This window comes from Micromonospora sp. NPDC000668 (assembly GCF_042897975.1).
GTDB lineage: Bacteria > Actinomycetota > Actinomycetes > Mycobacteriales > Micromonosporaceae > Micromonospora.
In genome coordinates, this window is record NZ_JBIAYP010000001.1 from 869,458 (window position 1) to 891,960 (window position 22,503).

Annotated in this window: 17 protein-coding genes; 8 read left to right on the forward strand and 9 right to left on the reverse strand. The window is 70.1% G+C overall.

The genetic code is table 11. The features are described 5' to 3' along the window. Positions 1-7 precede the first annotated feature (7 nt). From ACFY29_RS03950 to ACFY29_RS03980, 7 genes are all read right to left on the reverse strand, one after another. Positions 8-634: an OmpA family protein gene (locus ACFY29_RS03950; RefSeq protein WP_386983213.1), complete on the reverse strand. Its 627-nt coding sequence runs from the start codon at positions 632-634 to the stop codon at positions 8-10. Next, the gene (locus tag ACFY29_RS03955; protein WP_386983215.1) at positions 618-1,199 is read right to left on the reverse strand and encodes a hypothetical protein; all 582 of its coding nucleotides are present in this window, start codon (positions 1,197-1,199) and stop codon (positions 618-620) included. The genes ACFY29_RS03950 and ACFY29_RS03955 overlap by 17 nt, the downstream gene beginning before the upstream one ends. A 165-nt stretch (positions 1,200-1,364) precedes the next feature. Continuing rightward, positions 1,365-1,772 (reverse strand): hypothetical protein, encoded by a 408-nt coding sequence (locus ACFY29_RS03960; protein WP_386983217.1) that lies wholly within the window; start codon positions 1,770-1,772, stop codon positions 1,365-1,367. A gap of 39 nt (positions 1,773-1,811) precedes the next feature. After that, positions 1,812-2,258, reverse strand: coding sequence for a hypothetical protein (locus ACFY29_RS03965; protein WP_386983219.1), 447 nt, complete (start codon positions 2,256-2,258; stop codon positions 1,812-1,814). Positions 2,259-2,520: 262 nt separating this feature from the next. Next, the gene (locus tag ACFY29_RS03970; protein ID WP_386983221.1) at positions 2,521-6,339 is read right to left on the reverse strand and encodes a carboxypeptidase regulatory-like domain-containing protein; all 3,819 of its coding nucleotides are present in this window, start codon (positions 6,337-6,339) and stop codon (positions 2,521-2,523) included. Positions 6,340-6,440: 101 nt separating this feature from the next. Continuing rightward, positions 6,441-9,035: a M4 family metallopeptidase gene (locus ACFY29_RS03975; RefSeq protein WP_386983223.1), complete on the reverse strand. Its 2,595-nt coding sequence runs from the start codon at positions 9,033-9,035 to the stop codon at positions 6,441-6,443. A gap of 370 nt (positions 9,036-9,405) precedes the next feature. Next, positions 9,406-12,240 carry a BTAD domain-containing putative transcriptional regulator gene (locus ACFY29_RS03980; protein WP_386983225.1) on the reverse strand — a complete coding sequence of 945 codons (2,835 nt, stop codon included), beginning with the start codon at positions 12,238-12,240 and terminating at the stop codon, positions 9,406-9,408. A gap of 192 nt (positions 12,241-12,432) precedes the next feature. On the opposite strand from ACFY29_RS03980, the gene ACFY29_RS03985 reads away from it, so the two are divergent. The 5 genes from ACFY29_RS03985 to ACFY29_RS04005 all read left to right on the forward strand — a co-directional run bounded on the left by ACFY29_RS03985 (position 12,433) and on the right by ACFY29_RS04005 (position 15,636). Continuing rightward, positions 12,433-12,903, forward strand: coding sequence for a PLAT/LH2 domain-containing protein (locus ACFY29_RS03985; protein WP_386983226.1), 471 nt, complete (start codon positions 12,433-12,435; stop codon positions 12,901-12,903). A 179-nt stretch (positions 12,904-13,082) separates the two neighbouring features. Continuing rightward, a complete protein-coding gene (locus tag ACFY29_RS03990) occupies positions 13,083-13,511 on the forward strand; it encodes a hypothetical protein (protein WP_386983227.1) in 429 nt (142 codons plus the stop codon). Further along, positions 13,505-13,738, forward strand: coding sequence for a helix-turn-helix transcriptional regulator (locus tag ACFY29_RS03995; protein WP_386983229.1), 234 nt, complete (start codon positions 13,505-13,507; stop codon positions 13,736-13,738). The genes ACFY29_RS03990 and ACFY29_RS03995 overlap by 7 nt, the downstream gene beginning before the upstream one ends. Continuing rightward, complete coding sequence (locus tag ACFY29_RS04000; protein WP_386983230.1) at positions 13,735-14,706, forward strand: NAD(P)-dependent alcohol dehydrogenase; 972 nt, start codon at positions 13,735-13,737, stop codon at positions 14,704-14,706. Before ACFY29_RS03995 ends, ACFY29_RS04000 begins: the two co-directional genes overlap by 4 nt. 78 nt (positions 14,707-14,784) lie before the next feature. Next, positions 14,785-15,636, forward strand: coding sequence for an SDR family oxidoreductase (locus ACFY29_RS04005; RefSeq protein WP_386984626.1), 852 nt, complete (start codon positions 14,785-14,787; stop codon positions 15,634-15,636). Positions 15,637-15,782: 146 nt separating this feature from the next. Here the strand turns inward: ACFY29_RS04005 and ACFY29_RS04010 are convergent, their stop codons facing one another. Then, positions 15,783-16,175 (reverse strand): YybH family protein, encoded by a 393-nt coding sequence (locus tag ACFY29_RS04010; RefSeq protein WP_386983232.1) that lies wholly within the window; start codon positions 16,173-16,175, stop codon positions 15,783-15,785. A gap of 255 nt (positions 16,176-16,430) precedes the next feature. Here ACFY29_RS04010 and ACFY29_RS04015 point away from each other — a divergent pair, with 255 nt between their 5' ends. Next, on the forward strand, positions 16,431-18,278 hold the full coding sequence (locus tag ACFY29_RS04015) for a glycoside hydrolase family 15 protein (RefSeq protein ID WP_386984628.1): 1,848 nt from the start codon (positions 16,431-16,433) through the stop codon (positions 18,276-18,278). Positions 18,279-18,355: 77 nt separating this feature from the next. On the opposite strand, the gene ACFY29_RS04020 is transcribed toward ACFY29_RS04015, so the two are convergent. Further along, entirely contained in the window at positions 18,356-19,060 is a 705-nt protein-coding gene (locus ACFY29_RS04020) for a GntR family transcriptional regulator (protein WP_386983233.1), read from the reverse strand. A gap of 156 nt (positions 19,061-19,216) precedes the next feature. Here ACFY29_RS04020 and ACFY29_RS04025 point away from each other — a divergent pair, with 156 nt between their 5' ends. Continuing rightward, a complete protein-coding gene (locus ACFY29_RS04025; RefSeq protein ID WP_386983235.1) occupies positions 19,217-20,416 on the forward strand; it encodes a CaiB/BaiF CoA transferase family protein in 1,200 nt (399 codons plus the stop codon). Between the two features lie 9 nt (positions 20,417-20,425). Next, positions 20,426-22,501 (forward strand): hydantoinase/oxoprolinase family protein, encoded by a 2,076-nt coding sequence (locus ACFY29_RS04030; protein WP_386983237.1) that lies wholly within the window; start codon positions 20,426-20,428, stop codon positions 22,499-22,501. Positions 22,502-22,503: the final 2 nt, after the last annotated feature.

Sequence of the window (22,503 nt, forward strand, 5' to 3'; positions counted from 1 at the left end):
TACACCGCTATTTGTCGAAGCGGATCTCGACCCGGCGGTTCTTCGCCCGGCCGGCCGGTATGTCCCTACCTTCCGGGGTGGTCTCCACCGCGATCGGCTCGCTCTCGCCGTGACCGGCGGCCTGCATGGTCACCGGAACGCCGGCCAGCAGCGCCGCGAGCGCGACCCGGACGGTCTCGGCACGCCGCCGCGACAGTTCCTGGTTGTCGGCCGGGTCACCGATGCCGTCCGTATGCCCGTCGATCCGGACCACGCCCTTGGCCTGCTGACGGATCCGGTCGGCGATCTGTGCCAGCCGCTGGTGCGCGGCCGGGGACAGGTCGGCCTTGCCGAACGCGAACAGCACGTCCGCGCCGAGGGTCAGTTCGACCCGATTGGTGCTCTCGGCCTCGGTGCTGTCACCCTCGACGCTGCCGGTGACGACGAAAACATCCACCGCCGGCGCCACCACGTCGATCACCGGAGCTGTCACCTGCCCGTCGTCGGCTTCCAGCCGTGGCCCGCCCACCGCGATCGTCGGCGGGTCGAACACGGCTCCGGGCGCCGCCCACGCCGCCGTCGGGCAGAGGAGCAGCAGGCCGACGACGATCGTGACTGTGACCCGCCCGAGCGGGCGGCTAACCGAGCGGGACATTCTCGAACACCGGAATCTGCGGGATGGCCAGGTCGACGGCGGTCACGTCTGCCGGCGGAGCCCCGAACGTGGCGAAGAGTTCGGCCGCCTGCTGCGGCTTCACGAACACCGCGTTCAAGTTGGCCGAGGCGAGAAACTCCTCGTTGGCGTTCCGCGCCACCAGGTACTGCTTGTGGTTCTTCCGATCGAGCAGGTAGACGCCGGAGAAGCTCTGCTTGCCGCCGACGCTTCTGGTCGACCCGGCGAAGGCGTCGTTGATCTGCCAACCCAACGACGAACCCTGACCCTCCGGCGTCAGGTTCGTCACCCGGACGTTGACCGTCACGAACCCTTGGTCCCGGCGCGGCCCAAACAGCTCGACCTTGAGTGGCACGACATGGCCCGCGTGGCTGACCTGCGCCTCCACTGTCGCGATCACCGGTGCCCGCTCGTCGGGCTTTCCCGGCGCCCCACCGCCTGCGGCCGCCTGCTCCCGTTCCGGCTTCGACCCGGGCATGCAGCCGGTGGTCAGCAGCGTCGCGGCCAATGCCAGCGTGATCGCGGTCATCGCCTTGGGCACTCGCACGGTGGTCCCTTTCATTCGTGTCCCTCTGAGGATCAAGCGATGACCGCTCCCCCACCCGCGGCAGGGTCACGAAGTGTCACTGCCGCGGGTGGAGCGCGATGTAGCTGCCCGTCAGAGGCATGGGCGCCGAGGCGATACGCATCCTGCCCCTCGACGGACAACGGGTCAGGCGCTGTCGAGGGCCCAGGCGCTGCAGGCATACGGAGAGCCACTGGCGCCATCGGTGAGACAGACCCGGTAGCGCACGTCTCTGCCTTCGGGAATGTCGTAGTCGTGGACCGCTGTCCAGCCGTTGCCGTACCCGTTGTAGAGACCGCTGGACGGGGTGACCCAGTGCCAGCTCGAGTTGTAGTACTGCTGGAGGAATCCCTTGACGCCGTGGCCATCTGCCTCGACATCGAGAACCTTGAGGATCTCGTCACTCGATACGAAGTTGACTTCGCCCGAGCAGAACTCGCCGCCGTACCACACGGTGCACACGGATCCGCTGGCCTGGGCCGGCTGCGCGGACAAGCCCACCATGAGGGTCGCGCTCGCGATGACTGCCATAACGGACCACTGTCGCTTGGCCATCGTGCTCCTTCTTGTCGTCGGGTGCTCGTCCAACGTTCCTCAGCAGTCGGACCGCTTCGCTGCGTTGTCGTTCCACCAGGCGGCCTTGTCCTCGCTGCCGGAGACGTAGTGAATGTCGTCCCACAGGCGGATGTTGAACAGGTAGCAGCCCCGGCTGCTGGAACGTTCGTTGAGGTCATAGGAGCCACCCTGGCTGGCCCGCCGGGTGGTGCAGTTGCCGTTGCCGGACGCCTGGACGCTGTAACCGGCGCCGGTGAAAATGTCGTGGAGCACGACGTTGACGTGCGCGCCGTCGGCCTGGATGTCGCAGACCTGGACGATGTCCCCGTCGGGCCAGAAGTCCACGCGGCCACCGGGATTGCCGTCGTTCGTGTACATCCAGTAGTGCGGTCCCGAGTACGCCTGGGCCGGACTGGCGATCACCGCCGATGCCGTCAGGGTGGCTACCAAGGCGACCAACGCGGTCGCAATGCGTCGTAGATTCACTGCGTACTCCTTTTTGAAGGGTGTGCACGGCGTCCCGTCACGGCAGCCGCAGGTTGGATGATTTCCTCCACCGAATGCAGTCCGCTTGCAACCGCCTTGCAGTGCGACGGTTCGAGAGGTACTGATCCTGGGCCCCGGCAAAGTCGTCAGTTGATGCCCCGTATGGCCGTCTGAGGATGGACGCATCTCCACTGTGCCGACGGACCGAGCTGACCGGCGGTGGATGCGGGGCGGTCACCGCCCCGCATCCACCCCACCGCCGTCAGCCGATCGGTGTCAGCGTCACATCGCGTCGTACCGTGCCGTACGGTGCGTCGAGCCGTTGTTGCGCGGTGCCGGGGAAATGACCGGCGGCGTCGACCGCCAGGTCCCACGTGCCCAGGGGCACCCGCAGCGTGAAGGTGCCGGTGGCATCGGTGACGGTCTCCTCCTCGACCTCCTCCAGCCGCAGGAACTCCACCGTCGCCCCCGCCAGCGGCGCGCCGGTCGTGGCATCGGTGACGACGCCGGTGACGGTGCCGGGCGGCAGGAACCGCACCGACTGTCCGGAGCGCAGCCACTCCTCGTTGTAGCTGTACTCCTGCGCGTACGAGGAGTCGGCGTCCTCGATGCCGACGGTGGCGCCGTCGCCGCGCCCGTCCGCGGTGTCGGGCAGGGACCGATGCTGCACGTCGATGCGGCCGTTTTCGTGCAACACCGCGTCGACGCTGAGCCGCTCACCGTCGAGCAGCATGTCCTGCCAGGAGACCATGAAGCGCCGGTTCGGCGCGGTGCCGGCGGTGCCGTGGGCGACCCGGGACGACCCGTCCATGGCCAGGCTGTCCCAGAAGGCGTAAACCGCCGCGTCCGGGGCGGACGCGCTGTTGCTGGGCAGCGTGCTGTTGGAGCCGCTCTGGTAACTCGCCGGCTCGAACGTCAGGTAGCCGTAGCGGGACACGTATGCCGTACTGAACTGCTGGCCGTACAGCCGGAACGGGAACGGCAGCGGGACCGCGGTCGGTGCCCCGTACTCGCTGGTCGTCACCGTCGTGGTGGCGAAGCTCGGCTCCACCGCGCCCAGCAGGCACTGGTGGCCGAACCCGTCGGCGCCGTCGATCACGCCCATCGGGGAGACCACCGTGATGTCGTTGACCGCGTCGCCACCGATGAGAGTCGGCAGGTAGAGCCGCCCGTCACGCTGACAACTGTTGACGCTCGCGTAGACGTACGTGGCCACGTCGGACTCGGGGACCTTGGTGAACCGGTACGCCCCGTCCGCTGCGGTGGTCATCCGCACCGTCGGCAGATCGCTGTGCGCGAGCCACACCTCGGCGCCCCGGACCGGCTGTCCGAGTGAGTCCCGGATGACGCCGCTGACCGTGCGCTCGTTGAGTGACAGCCGCACGTCGTGGCGCATCCGCTCCCCGCTGGTGTCGAGCACGATGGTGGAGCGGTGGATCCCGAAGGTGACCAGCGAGACGTCCACGGTGTACGTGCCCAGCGGCAGGTGCAGCACGTACGTGCCGTCGGCCGCCGCGGTGGTGGTCACCGCGGAGGTGTCCCCCGTGACGGCCGAGATCAGCGCGTTGGCGGCCGGTGACCCGTCCGGCTTGGTGACAGTGCCGTGTAGGGATCCGGCCGCCCGGAACGTGATGGCGCTGTTCGGGCGAAGCGCCGCCACATCGCGGGAGTATTCGAGCCCGATGGTGCCGGCCTGGTTCTCCACGCCCACGCTCGCCCCCGCGCCCCGGGCCACGGCACCTGTGGTCAGGTCGCGGTAGTGCACGGTGACCGCGCCGGTCTCCGAGAGCTCGATGGCGAACGTGACCCGCTGCGTCCCGTCCTCGTAGAACGTCACGTTGCGCCACTCGACCACGAACCTCCGGTCGGGTGCGGCACCGTAGCTGGCGGTGCGCACCTCGGCCTGGGCGTCGACGATCAGGTCGTCCCAGAACCCGAAGACCGCCGCGTTCGGGGTGGACGGGTTGGGCACCTCCCGGTTGATGGAGTTGTCCGTGGCCCGGTCGAAGGTGAGGAATCCGTTGGTGGCCACCCACATGGTGGTCTGGTTGCGGCCGTAGAACGGCACCGGGAAGGGCAGGTTCACCTGCGTCGACTCGTCGTCGCCGGTGAGCGCCAGGGTGGTGGTGCCCGCCGGGAACGGCGCCGTCGTGCCGTTGCACTGGTAGCCGGAGGCGTCCACCTGGGCGGGCGGGCGCAGGTCGACCGTCTCCGCCCCGTCCACCGTCACCTGCCGGCTGCCCGCGCTGAGGCAGCGGCCCGCCCCGAAGGTGAGGGTGTACCCACCGACCGGCACGCCGTCGATGCGGTAAGCGCCGTCGGGCCCGGTGACTACCGCGGGCAGCGGTGTGGCCAGCAACTTCACCGCGATACCGGGGGTGCCCAAGCCGCCCGGGTCGCGGACCACGCCGGTGATGGCGTGCCGCGCCAGCGCGACGAGGTTCAGGTCGGTGATCGCGGTGCTGTTGGCGGTCACGGTGGCGGAGATGGCGCCGTCGCTGAACCCGAACGCTCTGACCGACAGGGTGTAGGTGCCGGGCGCCACGGTGACGGTGTAGCGGCCGGCGGTGTCGGTGGTGGCCACCCGCTCAGTGCGGTTGGGCCCGTTGAGCCGCACCGACGCGCCGACAACCGGTCCGGCGGGCCCTCGGGCAACGCCGGTCAACGTGCCGCGGGGGCCGTGCGGCGCGGCGACGACCGCAGCGTGCACGTCGAGCCGGCCCTTGCCCCAGACGGGATTGTCGGCCACTGTGCCGCCGCACTGCGTATCGGCGACGTCGACCGCGCCGCCATCGAGCAGGGCCCGGGTCGCGGGGATGTTGCCGATCAGTTCCGGTGCCGCCGACCACAGCAGCGCCACCGCCCCGGAGACGTGCGGCGCCGCCATCGAGGTCCCGTTGTACGCCTCGTAGCGTCCGCCCGGCACCGAGGACACCACGGCGACGCCGGGCGCGGCGATGTCCGGCTTGATCTCCGCGGCGGCCGCGCCGCGGCTGGAGAAGTCGGCGATGGCGTTGTCGGCGTCGAACGCGGCCACCGCGTACGCCTGGGTGTAGTCGGCGGGCGAGCCGACAGTGTCGCAGGCCGGGCCGCTGTTGCCCGCCGAGAAGACCGGCATGATGCCGACGTCGATCCACCGGCTGACCACCTGGCTGTAGAACGGGTCGCTGACCGGCGAGCCCCACGAGTTGTTGACGATGTGCGGGGCGAGGTCGGGACGGAAGGTGAAGGTGTCGTCGAACGGCGCCATGACCCATTCGCCGGCCAGCAGCAGGGCCAGTTCGGTGCAGCCGCCGCCGACGCAGCCGCGGGCGGCCACCCAGCGCGCGCCGGGCGCGACGCCGATCTGGGTGCCGTCGCCGTCGTCGCCGACCATGGTGCCCATGGTGTGCGTGCCGTGGCCGTGGGTGTCGCAGGGCGCGGTGAGGCACTGACCGTACGGGTCGTACCAGTTGAACCGGTGGTCGAACACGCCGTTGCCGACGTTGCCGCGATACTGGCGGACCAGCGCGGGGTGGTCGAACTGCACGCCGCTGTCGATGCTGGCGACAACGATGCCCTCGCCGCGCACGCCGAACTGCGACCACACCTGCGGGGCTTTGATGCGGTCGATGTTCCACTCGACGGCTGCGGCCGCCGCGGTTCGCTGCGCCGGGGTCGGTTCCGGCAGCTGGAAGGTGCGCATGGTGCGTACGGTGCGTACCTCGGGCCGGCCGGCCAACTCGGCGGCGAGCTTCGCGTCGGCGTGCTCGACGTGGACCGCGTTGACGATCCAGAACGGATGGTGGTCGACCTTGCGTTGGGTGAGCAGCTGCCGGATGCCGCGCTGGCTGCGCTCGGCCAGCGTGGACAGGGTCCGCTGCCCGTAGGCGGTGCGCTGGGCATGTGTCCGCAGCCCGCGGGCCGCGCTCAGGTCGGCGCTCTCGGCCAGCTCGACGATCAGGTCGGCGGTGCGCCCTCCGGTCAGCGCCTGGCGCGCCGCGGGTTGGAGCTTGTCGGCCGCGGCACCAGCCGCAGGAGCGGGAGCGGTCAACAGGGTCGTTGCCAGTACGACGGCCACCGCGGCGGCGAGCCACCGCACGGGCCGCGACCGTGGCGCGGAAGGGGAGGTATGCATGGAGTCCTCGTCTGGGCGTGGGGCGGTGGCGGACGCGCGTGCGCCCGCCACCGCCGGAGAGGGAATCAGCCGACGTGCGTGTCGAGGTACGACAGCGCCTGGTTGGCGGTCAGCCCGGACAGCGCCGGGAGGTTCGCCTTGCCGAGCTCGGTCTCGATGACCGAGGCCAGCGCGCCGCCACCAGCCGCCCGGTCGGCGGCCGCGTAGTCACGTAGCAGCGTCTCCACCTCGGCGAGCATCTCCGCCCTCACCACTGTGGCGTCACCGTCCGGTGTGCCGACGGTCTGTAGCACCGGTTGCAGCGTCTGCATCGCGTGGGCGGTGCGCCGGCGCAGGTCGTCGTCGGCGGCCATCAGCGCGATCGCTCGGTCGCCACCGCCGGCGTAGACGACCTCGTAGTGCCGTAGCGCCGGGGTACGCCCGTCGGCGAACAGGTCCCGTACGTGCAGCAGCGCGCCGAGCACCGCGTCGACGCCCGGACCCTGCGGCTCCAGGCCCTCGGGGCCCACCCCGGACAGCGAGGTGTCGGCGATGCACAGGCAGTCCTGTCTGGCCTGCTCGTACACGCCATCGACGCCGACCGCCGTCCACGCCGCGGCCGACTCTTTGGCCTCGGTTGAGCCCTTGCCGTAGAGCTTGTTGGCGGACTCGATGAAGCCGACCCGGGAGTCGGTGAACCGGGCCCGCGGCGACAGGTAGGTGGTCAGGGTGCGGTAGGCGATCCGCGCGGCTTTGTCGATGCCGATCTTCTGCGACAGCAGGTAGAACGCCTTGTTCTGGATGCCGGAGTTGGTGTGCACCCCACCCATGTCCAGGCAGCTGCGCTCGAAGTCGCGATAGTGGCCGGGATCGCCGTACAACGACGGGTCGGCCATGCTGCGCAGTGCACCGCCTGGGATGCCGGTGCCGACCAGCCAGTCGTTGCTGCCGGTCGCGAACTTCTCCACAGCCTCGGCGAAGATGTCGGAGAAGCTCTCGTTGAGAGCCCCGGACTGGTACATGTACCACAGGTCGGCGGTCTCGAAGGTGACCCCGTGCGTCATCTCGTGCGCCACCACGTCCAGCTTGGTCATCTCCTCGCCGAAGAGCATCGTGTCGATGACATCCGGCACGAACGCCGCGTTGCGCATCGGCTCATCCGGGTCCTGGCGGACCCGGACCAGCGCCCGCAGCTGCCCGCCGGAATCGTCGAAGCTGTCCCGGCTGAACGTCTGCTGGTAGTAGTCGTAGGTGTGGCCGAGGTTGACGTACGCCTCGTCCACGTCCTGGATGCCGCTCGCTCCGTCGCCCTCCTTGCGCTTCGGGAACGCCGGCACCTTGTCGTCGGAGAGCTTGTTCAGGTCGTAGATGCGCCGGTCCTTGGCATGCGCGGAGCGCGGCAGCGCATACACCAGCCGCCCGGTCGCCGCGTCGACGAAGTACGACGTCGACACGCCCTCACCGACGTCGGTCAGCCACACGTGCCAGGCCAGCACGGTCGGCGTACGGCGGCCCGGGTCCGCCGCGGCGGGCAGCAGGTACAGCTTCGCCGGCTCCACCAGCGAGCCATCCGGCAGCGCGACGCGGGCGTTCGCCGTCGCGGTCTGCGCGCTGACCGAGGCGCTGCGTCCGTCCACGACCAGGTCCGGCTCCAACGAGTTGGTCAGGAACTCCACCGTGCGCCCGGCGGCGTCCAGGTGCACACCGACCCGGGAGCCGTAGACCGGCACCCCGCCCACGTGCTGCTCGAACCACACGTGCCGCTCGCCGGTGCGCTCCCGCTGCTCACGTAGCGGCCGTAGCTGGGCACTCGCGTCGGCCACGCCGAACAGGCCCGAGTTGCGCCGCAGCCAGCCCGGCACATCCCCGCCGAGGCGGCTGGACAGGCTCAGCATCGACGGCGTCCCCCGCCACGGCTCGAACGCGACGACCGGCGCCTGTCCCTGCTCGGTCCCCACACGTGCGAGGGCGTCCGCGACACCGGCCCGCTGGTAGCCGCCAGGCGCCGGCGTCGGGTCGCCCGCGAACGGCACCACCCGCTCGGCCGGGGACCGCGCCGGCTGCGCCGCGGCGGGCTGCCCGACCACCATGCCCGCAGCCACCACCACCAGGGCCAGCACGCCGGCCCGGGCCGGCGTGGCCAGCCGCCTCGCCGCGCGTGGCGCCAGCGCGGCCGCAGCCAGCTGGGCGAGCGACGCCCAGGCCAGCGCGGCCAACGCAGCGAGCCAGGCGGGCGACGCGAGGTGCACCAGCGGATCCGTCGCGGTGGCGGCGCCCGTGGCGGACAGCCCCCCGATCAGGGCCGCATAGCCGCCCGCGACCAGCGCGGCCTGACCGAGTGACCGGCGGCGGCAACCGGCCCGCCAGGCCAGCAGCACCGCCGCGGCCAACGGCCCGGCCACCAGCAGCGCCAGCTGCGAACCGCTCAGCAACATCGAGATCGGGTACAGCCGGCCGCCCGTGGCGCCGATGCTCCAGTCCAGCGGCGCGCCGGTGCTCGCGGCGACGGCGGCAGCAAGCCCGGCCAGGTCACCGGCCAGGTAGGCGCCGACCGGCCCGGCCGCGCCGCCGGCCAGTGACCGCAGCACCAGCCAGCAAACGATCACGGTCAGCGCCGTGGCGAGCAGAGCGTCACCGCCGGCAACCAGCCACGGCCGCAGACGGCGTACGAACACAGGCACGATGAACCTCCCCAGTGGACACGGTGCCGCGTCAACCCCCGTCAGGGAGATGGATGACGCTCCCACCGATGTATCGGCCCTCATGAGTTTCAGGCGTGCGGAGGATCGCGCCATCCGCTTGCAGAACGCCTGCAGACGGCTTGCGGTGCGACGGCCATACCGAACGGCCGGGGGATGTCCAGGTGGAGCTGTCCTGGCGGCTGGCACTGCACCCGGGCGAGAGCGGCGGCCTACATGCCGCGGCGGGGCGGCGCATCGGCTCAGCGACGGCGGTCACGCCGGCGGCACGGTGGTGCTGGTTCGCTGAGCCCGCGCCAGCCTCGGCGGCCGTGGTCGGGACCCTGGACATCGCATCTGCACGATCGGCGGGTCAGGCGCAGGGTGACGGGGTTGTGGAGCGTACGAGGGGGTGGGTGCGGTCGCGGCGGAGGATGGCGCGGAGCCGGTCGGCGTCGGGATGGCCCAGCGCGCCGAGAATGTCCAACGCCCGCAGCCAGGCGAGCCGGGCGGCCTCCGGGTCGCCCGCCGCCTGGTGGCTCTCCCCCGCGTGGGTGAGCGTGTCGGCCTCGTAGTAGCGGTCACCAAGGTCGCGGAACAGCTCCACCGCCCGCTGGTAACAGGCGGTGGCCTGCTGGTAGTCGCCGAGGTGGTGGTGGGCATAGCCGAGGCTGTCCCAGGTGTTGGCCTCGCCGAACCGGTCGCCCACCTCGCGCACCAGGCGCAGCGCCCGCCGACAGTGGTGCAGGGCCGCACCGTGGTCGCCGAGCTGGGCGTACTGCCAGCCGACCGAGTTGAGGGCGCGGGCCTGCAGGGCGCGGTCGCCGACGGCTTCGAACAGCTCGAGTGCGTGCTGGGCGTGGGTCAACGCCTCCCGATGACGCCCCTGCCGGGAACAGACCCAGGCGATGCTCCGGGCAACGTGCGCCTGGCCGGTCACGTCGCCCAGTAGGGCGTACAGGTGGGCCGCCTGCCGGAGCTGGGCGTGCGCCTCGGCGAACTGGCCCAGTTGGGCGCGGGCACGGCCGAGGCCACGGCGTACGCTCGCGGCAGCCCGACGGTCGACCAGCAGGTCGGCGGCGGTGAGCGCGGTCTCGTGAGTCGCCGCCCAGTCCTGCCAGTGACCCTTGCGGTCGAAGAAGTCGGCCATGGTCCAGGCCAGCCGCCAGGCGTGCGCGTACAGCCCGTCGTCGGCCGCGCGAGTAACGGCGTTGAGCAGCACCGGATGCTCCGCGATGAACCAGGCCATCGCCTGCTCGGCGTCGACGGGCGCCACCGCTGCGACGCCACGGTGGGCTGGCTCCAGGTCGATCGGATCGCGAAACGGATGGAGTAGCCGGGCACCGGCATACGCGACGTGCAGGTAGGAGTCGAGCACCCGGCGCACAGCAACCTGACGCTCACTGTCGCTGTCGAGGTCGTGGGTCAGCTCGGTCGCGTAGACGCGTAACAGATCGTGGATCGCGTACCGGCCGGGCGCGTGCTCGTAGAGCAGGTGGGCGCGGGCCAGCTCGGCCAGCAGCATCCGGGCCTGGCGCAGCGAAATGCCGGCCAAGCTGGCCGCCGCGGGTACCGCGATGTCCGGACCGGGGTGCAACCCCAGCAGCCGGAACACCCTGCCGGCCGCCGGGCTCAGCGCCTGGTAGGACCAGGAGAAGACGGCGCGTACGTCGGTGGCCGGGTCACCGCCGTCGAAGGCGTCCAACGCGTCGGCCGCGTCGCGCAGCTCACTGGCCAGCGCCGCCAGCGGGAAGCCGGGGCGGGTGGCGGCCCGCGAGGTGGCGACGGCCAGCGCGAGGGGCAGCCGGGCGCAGCTCGCGATGATCTGGTCGACGGCGGTCGGCTCGCCGGCCACCCGGTCGCTGCCCAGCCGGCTGGCCAGCAGGTCCCGGGCCTCGGCCGCGGGCAGCAGGTCGAGAGCGAGTGGCTGGGCGCCCTCGCTGGCGACCAGGGAGGTGAGCTGGTTGCGGCTGGTCACCACGGCAAGGCAGCCGGCCGAGCCGGGTAGCAGTGGGCGGACCTGCTCAGCGTCGCGGGCGTTGTCGATCAGGACGAGGACCCGCCGGCCGGCCAGCAGGCTGCGGTACAGCGCGGCCTGGGCGGACAGGCCAGCCGGAATGCACTCCACCGGTACGCCGAGAGCGTCCAGGAATCCGCGGATCGCGTCGGCAGGATCCAGCACCGCCCCACCGGCGTCGAAGCCGCGCAGGTTGACATAGAGCTGGCCGTCCGGAAAGCGGTCGGCGACCTGGTGAGCCCAGTGCACGGCCAGCGTGGTCTTGCCCACCCCCGGCGTGCCGGAGACGGCCGAGATGACCATCGGCGGCGGATCGGGCTCACCCGGCCGGCCGAGTCGTTCGTCGAGCCAGCGCAGTTCGTCGCGACGACCGGCGAAGGCGCGTACCGCCGGGGGTAGTTGGGCTGGCGCGGACGCCCGGACCGCGACCGCGACCACCTCGCCGGCCGGCGCGGACCAGGCGAGCGCCGGGTCCTGCGACAGGATGGCGCTCTCCCGGTTGCGCAACGCCGGGCTCGGCTCGATGCCCAGGTCGTCGCGGAGCGTGCGGCGCAACCGCCGGTACGTCGCGAGTGCGTCGGACTGCCGGCCGGCCCGGTAGAGCGCCACCATGAGTTGGTCGTGGATGTGCTCGTCGAGGGGATGTTCCTGGGTCAAAAGCTCCAGCTCCGGTACGAGCTGCGCGTGCTCACCGAGCGCCAGTCGGCTGTCGACCAGTGCCCGGACCGCGACCAGCCGCAGGTGTTCCAGGCGTTCGGCCTGCTCGTGCAGCCAGTCGAAGCTGGCGACGTCGACCAACGATCGACCCCGCCACAGCTCAAGGGCGCTGGCCAGCACCGTGCGGGCGTGCCCGTGGTCGGTCGACCGGGTGCCTTCGCGGATGAGCCGCTCGGCCACCTCCACGTCGGTGGCCTCGCCCGGCAGATCCAGCACGTACCCCGGAGAGCGACCCACGATCGCGCTCCGGGCGCCGATGATGCGCCGTAGGTAGGAAACGTGGCTTTGCAGGCTGTTCGGCGCGGTCGCGGGAGCCTGGTCGCCCCAGATCACGTCGATCAGGCGGTCGGTGCTGACGATCACGCCCGGGTGCAGGGCGAGCACCGCGAGTACGCCTTTGCGCCGGATTCCGGAGACCGAACCGGCCGTGGTGCCCGCGGCCACGTCGACCGGTCCGAGAAGCCTGACTCGCATTGGTCCGCCCCCGCCTCAACCACCGTATTCGGCTCAGGTTATCGACGGGACAAGCGCTCTGGACGGCTCAGTCGGACACCGGACGGTGCCGGCATTTCAGCGCCACGTCAGCCGCGCAACAGCGACCGCTGTCAGAGTTCGTCAACTGCAACAGCAGAAACCATCCACACTTTTCAGCAGGAGGAAGTCAGCATGAGATTCCGGATCCCAATCGCGGTCGGGGGCGCTCTCGTCATGATGATGATGACGCTGGGTGGCGGTACCGCCGCCAGCGCGGCCCCGGCCGCCAAGGCCGGCGGCATCGGCATCAACGCTGTTCAGAAGTACACGATCTTCGTGCACACCGCGAACATCGACGGGGCCGGCACCGACGCCACCGTGCGGATGAAGGTGTACGGCACGCTCGCCGAGTCTCCCGGCTACGTCAACCTCGACAACTCGGCCGACAACTTCGAGCGCAACAGCAACGACTATTTCGGGCCATTCTCGTGGTTCGACATCGGACGCCCTGATTTCATCGGCGTCTACAAGGGCAGTAATGGTTCCGAGTGGTACCCGGAGTACGCGCAGATCTACGCGCACGCCACCGGGACCTGGTACCGCTGCCCGATGAACGCCTACTACGGCGATGGCGAGGAGACCCGCTGGTTCGACTGCCCGTGAGGTCGAATCCGATCCAGTGATCACGGTGCAACCTCAGCTACGAAGGTGTCCCCGGCCGACTGACGGCCGGGGACGCCGCCGTGCTCCTGCCCGAGATTGATGTAAAGCTCTCTAGACACGAGGTCAAAGATTCGCTACCTTGCTGGTGTCAAAGATTCTAGACACCGAAGGGGCTGATCATGACGCACGACGAGAAACGCGCGTGGATCGGGCTATTCGTCGCCGTGCTCGGCTACTCCGCCTACGTGGCCGTCATCGCGAGCCGCGCGGACGGACGCTCGCTGCCTGACGTGCCGTACGCGAGCACCCTGTTGTGGACGGTCGGCGCGGCCATCGTCGCGTCGATCGTGGCCGAGATCGGCATGGCCATCGTGAATCCAGGCGCGTCCCGCACCAGGGACGTGCGGGACCGTGACATCGGGCGGCTCGGCGACCACGTCGGCCAGTCGTTCGTCGTCGTCGGCGCGGTCGCGGCGATGCTCATGGCGATGGCGGACTGGGACCGGTTCTGGATCGCCAACGTGATCTACCTCTGCTTCGTGCTGTCGGCGGTACTCGGCGGCATCACGAAGGTCATCGTGTACCGCAGGAGCTTCCCCCAGTGGTGAAGCCGACGCAGGTCACCAACTGCATCCGCGCGCTGCGCTTCGCGCACGGCGAGATGACCCAAGCCGAACTCGCCGAGCGCATCGGCGTCACCCGACAGACCCTCATCGCCATCGAGCAGGGCCGCTACTCGCCTTCGCTGGAGATGGCCTTCCGGATCGCCCGGGTGTTCCGCGCTCCGCTCGACGACGTGTTCCAGTACCCCGACTCCCCCGAGGAGAAGTCATGAAAGCGATCGCCCGCGACCGGTACGGCTCGGCCGACCTGCTCGACCTCCGCGACATCGACACGCCCTCGATCGGCGAGGACGAGGTGCTCGTCAAGGTGCGCGCCGCCGGCGTGGACCCGGGCGTGTGGATCCTCATGACCGGCCGACCCATGGCCGTGCGCCTCGCGGTCGGGCTGCGCCGACCCAAGGTGGCGGTGCTCGGCCGGGACGTCGCCGGTGTGGTGGCGGCGGTCGGCGCCGGCGTGACCCGCCTGCGTCCCGGCGACGAGGTGTTCGGCACCTGCGGGAGCGGCTCGTTCGCCGAGTACGCGACGGCGCGGCAGCACCGGCTGGCGCCCAAGCCGGCCAACCTCACCTTCGTGCAGGCGGCGGCGACGCCCATCTCCGCGGTGACGGCGCTGCAGAGCGTCCGCGACGCCGGGGTGCAGCCCGGGCAGCGGGTGCTGGTCACCGGCGCGGCCGGAGGGGTCGGGTCGTTCGCCGTCCAGCTTGTCAAGGTGTACGGGGCACACGTGACCGGCGTCTGCAGCACCTCGAAGATCGAGCTGGTGCGTTCCATCGGTGCCGAGGACGTCATCGACTACACCCAGCACGAGATCGACCGCGGCGGTGCGCAGTACGACATCATCATCGACACCGCGGGCAGCCGGCCGTTGTCGTTGCTCCGGCGCGCACTCACGCCGCGTGGGACGATCGCCCTCGTCGGCGGCGGGCACGCCAAGGGCTGGCTGCTCGGCGGCTTCCAGCGCCAGATGGCTGCGCCGTTGCTCTCGCTGTTCGGCGGCCAGCGGGTATGTGGCGTGACCGCTCGGGAGCGCTACGAGGACCTCGAGGAACTGACCCCGCTCATCGAGTCGGGCTCGGTCACCCCGGTCATCGACCGCACCTACGCTCTCGCCGACGCGCCCGACGCGATCCGTTACCTCGCCGAGGGTCACCCCGCGGGCAAGGTCGTCGTCACGGTGTAGCGCGCCGACCGCCCGCCGATGGTGGATGCTTTCGGTGTCCTGCTCTTGAATGTCCTGTGTGGAGATCGTGTGAGGACGATGTCGGGCAAGACCTGCCTGGTGACCGGCGCGACCAGCGGGATCGGCAAGGAGACAGCGCTGCGGTTGGCCATGCTCGGCGCTACCGTGATCATTGTCGCCCGCGACGCGGCACGCGGTGAGACGGCCTGCGACGAGATCCGCCGGCACGTACCGCTCGCGCAGATCGAGACCGTGACCGCGGACCTGTCGAGGCTGGCGCAGGTACGCCGGCTGGCCGACGAGGTCATGGCCCGGTACGACCGGCTCGATGTGCTGGTCAACAACGCTGGCGTGATCTCGATGCGCCGGCAGCTGACCGCCGATGGGTTGGAGACTATGTTCGCGACCAACCATCTGGGGCCGTTCCTGCTCACCAACCTGGTGCGTGGGCTGTTGGAGCGCAGCGCTCCCGCACGGGTGGTCACGGTCTCGTCCGCCGCCCACAAGCAGGCCCGGACAATCCCGTGGGATGACCTGCCCCGCGGGGTGCAGGCCGGGCAGGCGCAGACCTATCCCCTCTCGAAACTGCTGAACATCTTGTTCACCGTCGAGTTGGCCAAGCGTCTGACCGGCACCGGAGTCACCGCAAACTGTCTGCATCCCGGCTTCGTGCGTACCGCCCTTGGCCGCGACGTCACCGGTGCGCTCGGCGCGGTTGTGCGGCTCGTCCTGCGTATTCAGCCCGGCCCCGCAACTGGTGCCGAGACCTCGGTATACCTTGCCAGTTCGCCGGAGATCGCCGACGTGACCGGCGGCTACTTCGTCAGGTGCAAGCCTGCCGAGCCAAGCGCTCTGGCCAGAGACGCCCGGGCTGCCGCGAGGTTGTGGGCGCTCAGCGAAGAACTTGCTGGCCTTGACCCAGGCCGGTAACCAACAAGACGACCGGAAGCCGGACCAAGGGACGGGCCGCGACGTCAACGGTGCACGACCGGGTCGGTGCGCCTTGGCTGGCCAGCCCTTCGATGATCGAGCCGTGGAGCACACCGGCCGTCGCTCGGCGTAGCAAATTCCTCGGGTCACGATCCGTCCGGAGGGTTGGCCGGCTGCTGTCCCGGCCAGAACGGCCACTCCTCGAACGACCGGCAACGTCCGTCGTCGGCGAATCGCATGATCCACAGGTCGCGGTACTCCTGGTCGACCGGGTCGCCGTAGTGGACCTCCTGGCGTGACACCGCGGTGTCGCCGTCAACCGCAACGATCTCGCTGGTCATCTGGAACACCTCGTCGGGACCTCTGCGCTGCTTTTCCCACATCCGGGCGATGGCCGGCAGGCCGACGACGGGCGTCCAGTACGGCCCCTGCTGGTAGCTCGCGTCCTCGGTGAAGATCGTTGCCAGCGCGTCCGTGCCCGGCGTCCGCCAAATCTGCTCATAGGCGGCGAGCCAATCGGCGACGTGCTTCCTGTCCATGGACATCCACCTTGCCATCGGCGGGGCGGGCAGGCGGCGAGAACCGGCCGGCTGCGGGCATGCACTCGTCAACCAGCCGCCGGTGTCAGGCGTGACGGCCGCGGAGCGGACCTGCGCGCTGCAGTGGATCTCAGCACGCCCCGTGGGGTAATGGTGCGGAACGCGCGAGAGGGTGGCTGATCACGAATCGGCCCAAACTTGACAATTCCTCCCTTAGGTTACTGCGCAGGAGGTGTGTCGAGACCTGGGGGCGACGTGGAGAGCTATCCGGCGATCGAGGATCACGGGCTCATCGGAGACCTGCAGACCGCCGCGCTGGTGACGTGCGACGGGACGATCGACTGGTTCTGCGCGCCGCGCTTCGACTCGCCGAGCATCTTCGCCGCGCTGCTGGACCACGAGCGGGGTGGCTACTTTCGCATCGCCCCGCACGATGTCCGGTACGTCACCAAGCAGCTCTACCTGCCTGGCACTCCGATCCTGATCACCCGGTTCATCAGCGCGGACGGCGTCGCCGAGGTGATGGACTTCATGCCGGTCACCGGCGATCAGGCCGTTGACGCGCACCGCCTGGTCCGCATGGTCAACATGGTCCGGGGCAGCATGCGGTTTCGGGTGGAGTGCCGGCCCCGGTTCGACTACGCCCGGGAGAAGCACCAACTGGAGCGCCACCGCAATGGGTACGTCTTCCGCAGCCGGTCGGCGGTGCTCACCTTCAACCCGGTTGACCCGGTGCGGCAGTTGATGTCGCAGGGAGGCGACATCCGCCTGGAGGACGACGACCTGGTCGTGTACGGCACCCTGAACGAGGGTGACACCGGCGGGGTGGTCCTGGAGACGGCCGGCACGGAGCCACGGATCATCGCGCCGGCAGAGGTCCAGGGGATGTTCGAGTGGACCCGGGACTACTGGCGGCGCTGGGTCGAGCGCTCCCGCTACACCGGGCGGTGGCGGGAGATGGTCGAGCGCTCGGCCATCACGCTGAAGCTCATGACGTACGCGCCGACCGGCGCGATGATCGCCGCGCCCACCGCCGCGCTGCCCGAGCTGGTCGGCGGCACCCGCAACTGGGACTACCGCTACACCTGGGTACGCGACACGTCGTTCTCGGTGCACGCGCTGCTCGGCCTCGGCTTCACCGAAGAGGTCAGCCGGTACATGAACTGGCTGGACGAGCGGATCCGCGAGGCCGGTGACCACCAGGACCCGCTGAAGATCATGTATCGGGTGGACGGCTCCTCCGATCTGCACGAGGAGATCCTCGACCACCTGGAGGGCTACCGCGGCTCCCGACCGGTGCGGATCGGCAACGGCGCCGCCGACCAGCTCCAACTCGACATCCACGGCGAGGCCCTCTACGCCATGCATCTCGCGGACGAGCAGGGCATCCGCGTCTCGCACCAGGTGTGGAAGAGCACCGTCCGGCTCGTCGACTGGCTCTGCCAACACTGGGACCAGGCCGACGCCGGCATCTGGGAGAGCCGCCACCACCCCCGCAACTACACCTTCGGCCGGGTGATGTCCTGGGTCGCGCTGGACCGGGCCATCCGCCTCGCCACCCGCACCGGCCGCCCCGGCGACATCACCGGCTGGGGCGAGCAACGCAACCGGATCTACAACCAGGTCATGGCCCGCGGATACCACCGGGAACGCGGCAGCTTCGTGCAGGCGTACGACGAGAACGTGCTGGACGCGGCACTGCTCGCCATGCCGGCGGTCGGCTTCGTGACGCCGAGCGACCCCCTCTGGCAGTCCACCTTGAACGCGATCGAGCGCGAGCTGGTCTCCGACAGCCTGGTCCACCGGTACGACCCGGTCCACTCCCCCGACGGCCTTCCCGGCCACGAGGGCACCTTCAACATGTGCACGTTCTGGTACGTCGAGGCGCTGGCCCGCTCCGGCCGTCTGGACGACGCCCGGCTCACCTTCGAGAAGATGTTCACCTTCAGCAACCATCTCGGCCTGTACGCCGAGGAGATCGCCGCGACCGGTGAGCAGATCGGCAACTACCCGCAGGCGTTCAGCCACCTCTCCCTGATCAACTCGGCGCTGGCGCTGAACGACCTGCTCGACGTCCAGGCCGACGCCCGGCGCCGCCAGTAGAGCGTCCTCAGCCCCAGACGCGCTCGCCCCCCAAAGAGGGCTGATCAGAGTGGCGGGTGACCTGCGGTTGTGCTGACCTACTTCGGCAGTTCCGGGTCAGGTGCCTGGTCGCCGCCGTCTCGCAGGCGGATGGAATGCCACGCCGCGCGTACGTGGCTGCGCATGACCGACTCCGCCCAGTCGGGGTCGGGCGCGGCCAGGGCCGCCACCAGTTCGTGGTGGTGAGCCAGGCTACGGCGCAGCGCGTCCGGGGTGTACCGGGAGAAGGTGCGCCAGACGAGCGGCATCTGGATCACCGAGGAGACGACGCCGGCCAGTCGGCTGTTGTCGGACGCCTCGAGGATCATCCGGTGGAACTGGTTGTTCAGCTCGGTGAGCTCGTCCACGTCGGTCGGTCGTCCGTCCGGCGCGACCTCGTCCATCCGGTGGGCCAGCGCGGCTAGCGCGTCCACGTCGATGGTGCCCCTGGTGGCCGCCAGTCGGCAGCCCCACGGCTCGAGCACGGACCGCAGGCTGAAGATCTCGTCGAGATCGTGGATGCTCCATGCCTGGACCTGCACGCCGCGGTTGCGTTCGTGGCGGACCAGTCCCTCCGCGGTCAGGCGTCTGAGCGCCTCCCGGACGGGTGTACGGCTCACCCCGATCGACTCGGCCAGCTCGCCCTCACGGAGCCACTCACCCGCCGACCGCTGCCCGGACAGGATCTGTTCCCGGATCAGCCGATAGGCATCGTCGGCGGCGTGGCCGTTGTCGGCCTCCCGCAGCGGCGTGTGGTCACTCATGATGCTCGGCACCGTAGCAACACGGCTGGTTGTATGCAATCAACCCGCCAGGCATTGACACCGGAGGACCAGAAGCCTACTTTCCCAGCACAACGTGCTGTAACGACAGTCACAGACCTGCTGATTGCATGCAAAGAGACGCTGATTGAGGGATGCATGAGCACTCCACTGCCGCTTGATGACATCCGGGTGATCGAACTCGGCCAGCTGCTGGCGGGGCCGTTCTGCGGTCAGCTCCTGGGTGACTTCGGCGCCGAGGTGATCAAGGTCGAGGACCCGGGTCAGGGTGACCCCATGCGGCAATGGGGGCGCGAGAAGCCGTACGGCAAGTCGCTCTGGTGGCCGGTGGTGGCGCGGAACAAGAAGTCCGTGACCGCGAACCTGCGGACCGAGCAGGGTCAGGACCTGGTACGCCGGCTCATCGCGCGGGCGGACGTGCTGATCGAGAACTTCCGGCCCGGCACGCTGGAGCGCTGGGGGTTGGCCCCGGAGCAGCTGTGGGAGATCAACCCTGGCCTGATCGTCACTCGCGTGACCGGCTTCGGGCAGACGGGCCCGTACTCGTCACGCGCCGGATACGGATCGATCGGTGAGGCGATGGGCGGAATCCGTTACGTGACCGGCGATCCCGACCGCCCCCCGGCCCGGGCCGGCGTCTCCCTGGGCGACTCGCTGGCGGCGACGTTCGCCTGCCTGGGCACCCTGGTGGCGCTGCACCAGCGCGGACGTACCGGTCGAGGCCAGGTGGTGGACTCGGCCATCTACGAGGCCGTGCTGGCGATGATGGAGTCCCTCATCCCCGAATACCAGATCGCCGGCTACCAGCGGGAGCGGACCGGAACGACCCTTCCGAACGTGTCCCCGAGCAACGTCTACCCGACGGCCGACGGCGAGATGGTGCTGATCGCGGCGAACCAGGACACGGTGTTCCGCCGGCTCGCCGAGGCGATGGGGCGAGCCGAGCTGGCCACCGACGAGAAGTACGCCACCCACAGCGTCCGAGGGCGGTGGATGGAGCAACTGGACGGCCTGATCGCCGAATGGAGCTCGACGTGCGCGTCCGACGAGCTGCTCGAGCGGCTGCACGCCCATGGCGTTCCGGCAGGCCGCATCTTCAGAGCCAGGGACATGCTCGAGGACCCACACTTCGCCTCGCGCGAGGCGATCGTCCGGCTGACCCACCCCGGTCTGGGGGAGTTCGCCATGCACAACGTCGTACCCAAGCTTTCTGACAGCCCGGGACGGGTCCGGCACGTCGGCCCCGAGCTCGGTGAGCACAACGACGACATCTATCGCGACCTGCTGGAGCTCGACGACGACGCGATGGCGTCGCTGCGTTCTGCCGGCGTCATCTGAGGAGGAACCATGACCTACCGACTCGGCGTGGACGTGGGGGGAACGTTCACCGACATCCTGCTGATCGACGAGGCGACCGGAGAGACCTACCGGGCCAAGACCTCCTCCACGCCCGAGGACCAGTCCATCGGGGTGCTGCGTGGCATCGAGCGGGCCTGCGAGGCCGCCGGCGTGCCCATGTCGGAGATCACTGAGGTGTTCCACGGCACCACGGTCGCCACGAACGCGATTCTCGAGGGCAAGGGCGCCCGGGTCGGGCTGGTCACCACCGACGGCTTCCGGCAGGTGCTCCAGATCGCCCGGTCCTTCGTGCCGGGTGGCCTGGCCGGCTGGATCATCTGGCCGAAGCCGGAGCCGCTGGCGGCCCTGGAGGACACCGTGGAGGTCGTCGGCAGGATCGGCGCCGACGGCGCGGTGGTGACCGAACTCGACGAGGCTGACGTCCGTGCGAAGTTGCGCAAGCTACGCGCGCAGGGCATCGAGGCGTTGAGCGTCAGCCTGATCAACTCCTACGCCAATCCGCAGCACGAGCGCCGCGTGGCCGAGCTGTCCGCCGAGGAGCTTCCGGGCGTACCGGTGTCGCTGTCGACCTCGGTGTTGCCGGAGCTTCGCGAGTACGAGCGGACCATCACCACCGTGGCGAACGCGGCCGTGCAGCCGCAGGTGGCCCGCTACGTGGCGAACCTCGAAGCGCAACTGCGCGAGTCCGGGGTGGACGGCCGGCTGTGCATCCTGCGCAGCGACGGTGGTCTGGTCTCCGCGGCCGTCGCCGCGGACAACCCGGTCAACCTGCTGCTGTCCGGTCCCGCCGGCGGGGTGACCGGCGCGACCTGGGTGGCGGAGCAGGCCGGCTACCCGGACTTTCTGACCTTCGACATGGGCGGTACCTCCACCGACGTCGCCCTTGTTCAGGGGCTCACGCCGCGGGTGGGTCGGGAGACCACCGTCGGGAGCCTCAAGGTCCGCGCCACCTCCGTCGACGTGCGAACAGTGGGTGCCGGGGGCGGATCCATCGCCCACGTACCACCGCTGACCCAGGCGCTGCGGGTAGGGCCGCAGTCGGCCGGCGCCGCACCCGGTCCGGCCGCGTACGCAGCGGGCGGTGACCAGCCGACGGTGACCGACGCGAACGTGGTGCTCGGCTACCTGCCCACCGACCTGGCCGGGGGCGAGATCAGGCTGGACCGTGCGGCGGCACGAGCCGCGGTGAAGTCGATCGCTGACGCCACCGGGCTGGAGTCGGTCGAGGCCGCCGCTGCGGGCATCATCGACATCGTCAACGAGAACATGTTCGGGGCGTTGCGGCTGGTGTCGGTGCAGCAGGGCTTCGACCCGCGCGACTACGCGCTGGTGGCCTTCGGTGGGGCCGGCCCGCTCCATGCCAACGCGCTCGGCAAACTGACCGGGGCCTGGCCGGTGATCATCCCGCCGTCGCCGGGTGTGCTGTGCGCCTACGGCGATGCGACGACCAACCTGCGCGACGAGTCGGTGCGGACGTTGGTGCGCCGCTTCAACGAACTCACCGACGAGCGCCTGCGCGCGATACTCACCGAACTCGCGAGCAAGGCGTGCTCCACGCTCACCGAGCAGGGCGTCCCCGAGGATGAGCAGCGCGTCGTCTACTCCGCCGACCTGCGGTACCACGGACAGGGTTTCGAGATCCCGGTGGCCATCGACATCGACACCTTCGACGGGACCGGCGGTGGGCTCGCGGCCCTGCGGTCGGCGTTCGACGCCGATCACCAGCGACTGTTCTCCTTCGTTCTCGATGCCGAACACGAGCTGGTGACCGTCCGGGCCACCGCTCACGGTCCCCGACCCGAGGTCGCCGCGCCCGAACTGGAGCACGGTGACGCGGACCCGAGCCCCGCGCTGCGGGCCCACCACCGCATCTGGGTCGAGGGCGCCGAAGTGGAGGCCGGCGGCTACGACCGGGCCCTGCTGCGAGCGGGCAACGTCGTGCCCGGTCCGGCGATCATCACCGAGATGGACTCCACCACCCTCGTGCTGCCCGGACACACGGCGGTGGTGCACCCGAGCGGCAGCCTCCTCATCCGCCCCGTCGACAGCCACAGGGAGAACTGACC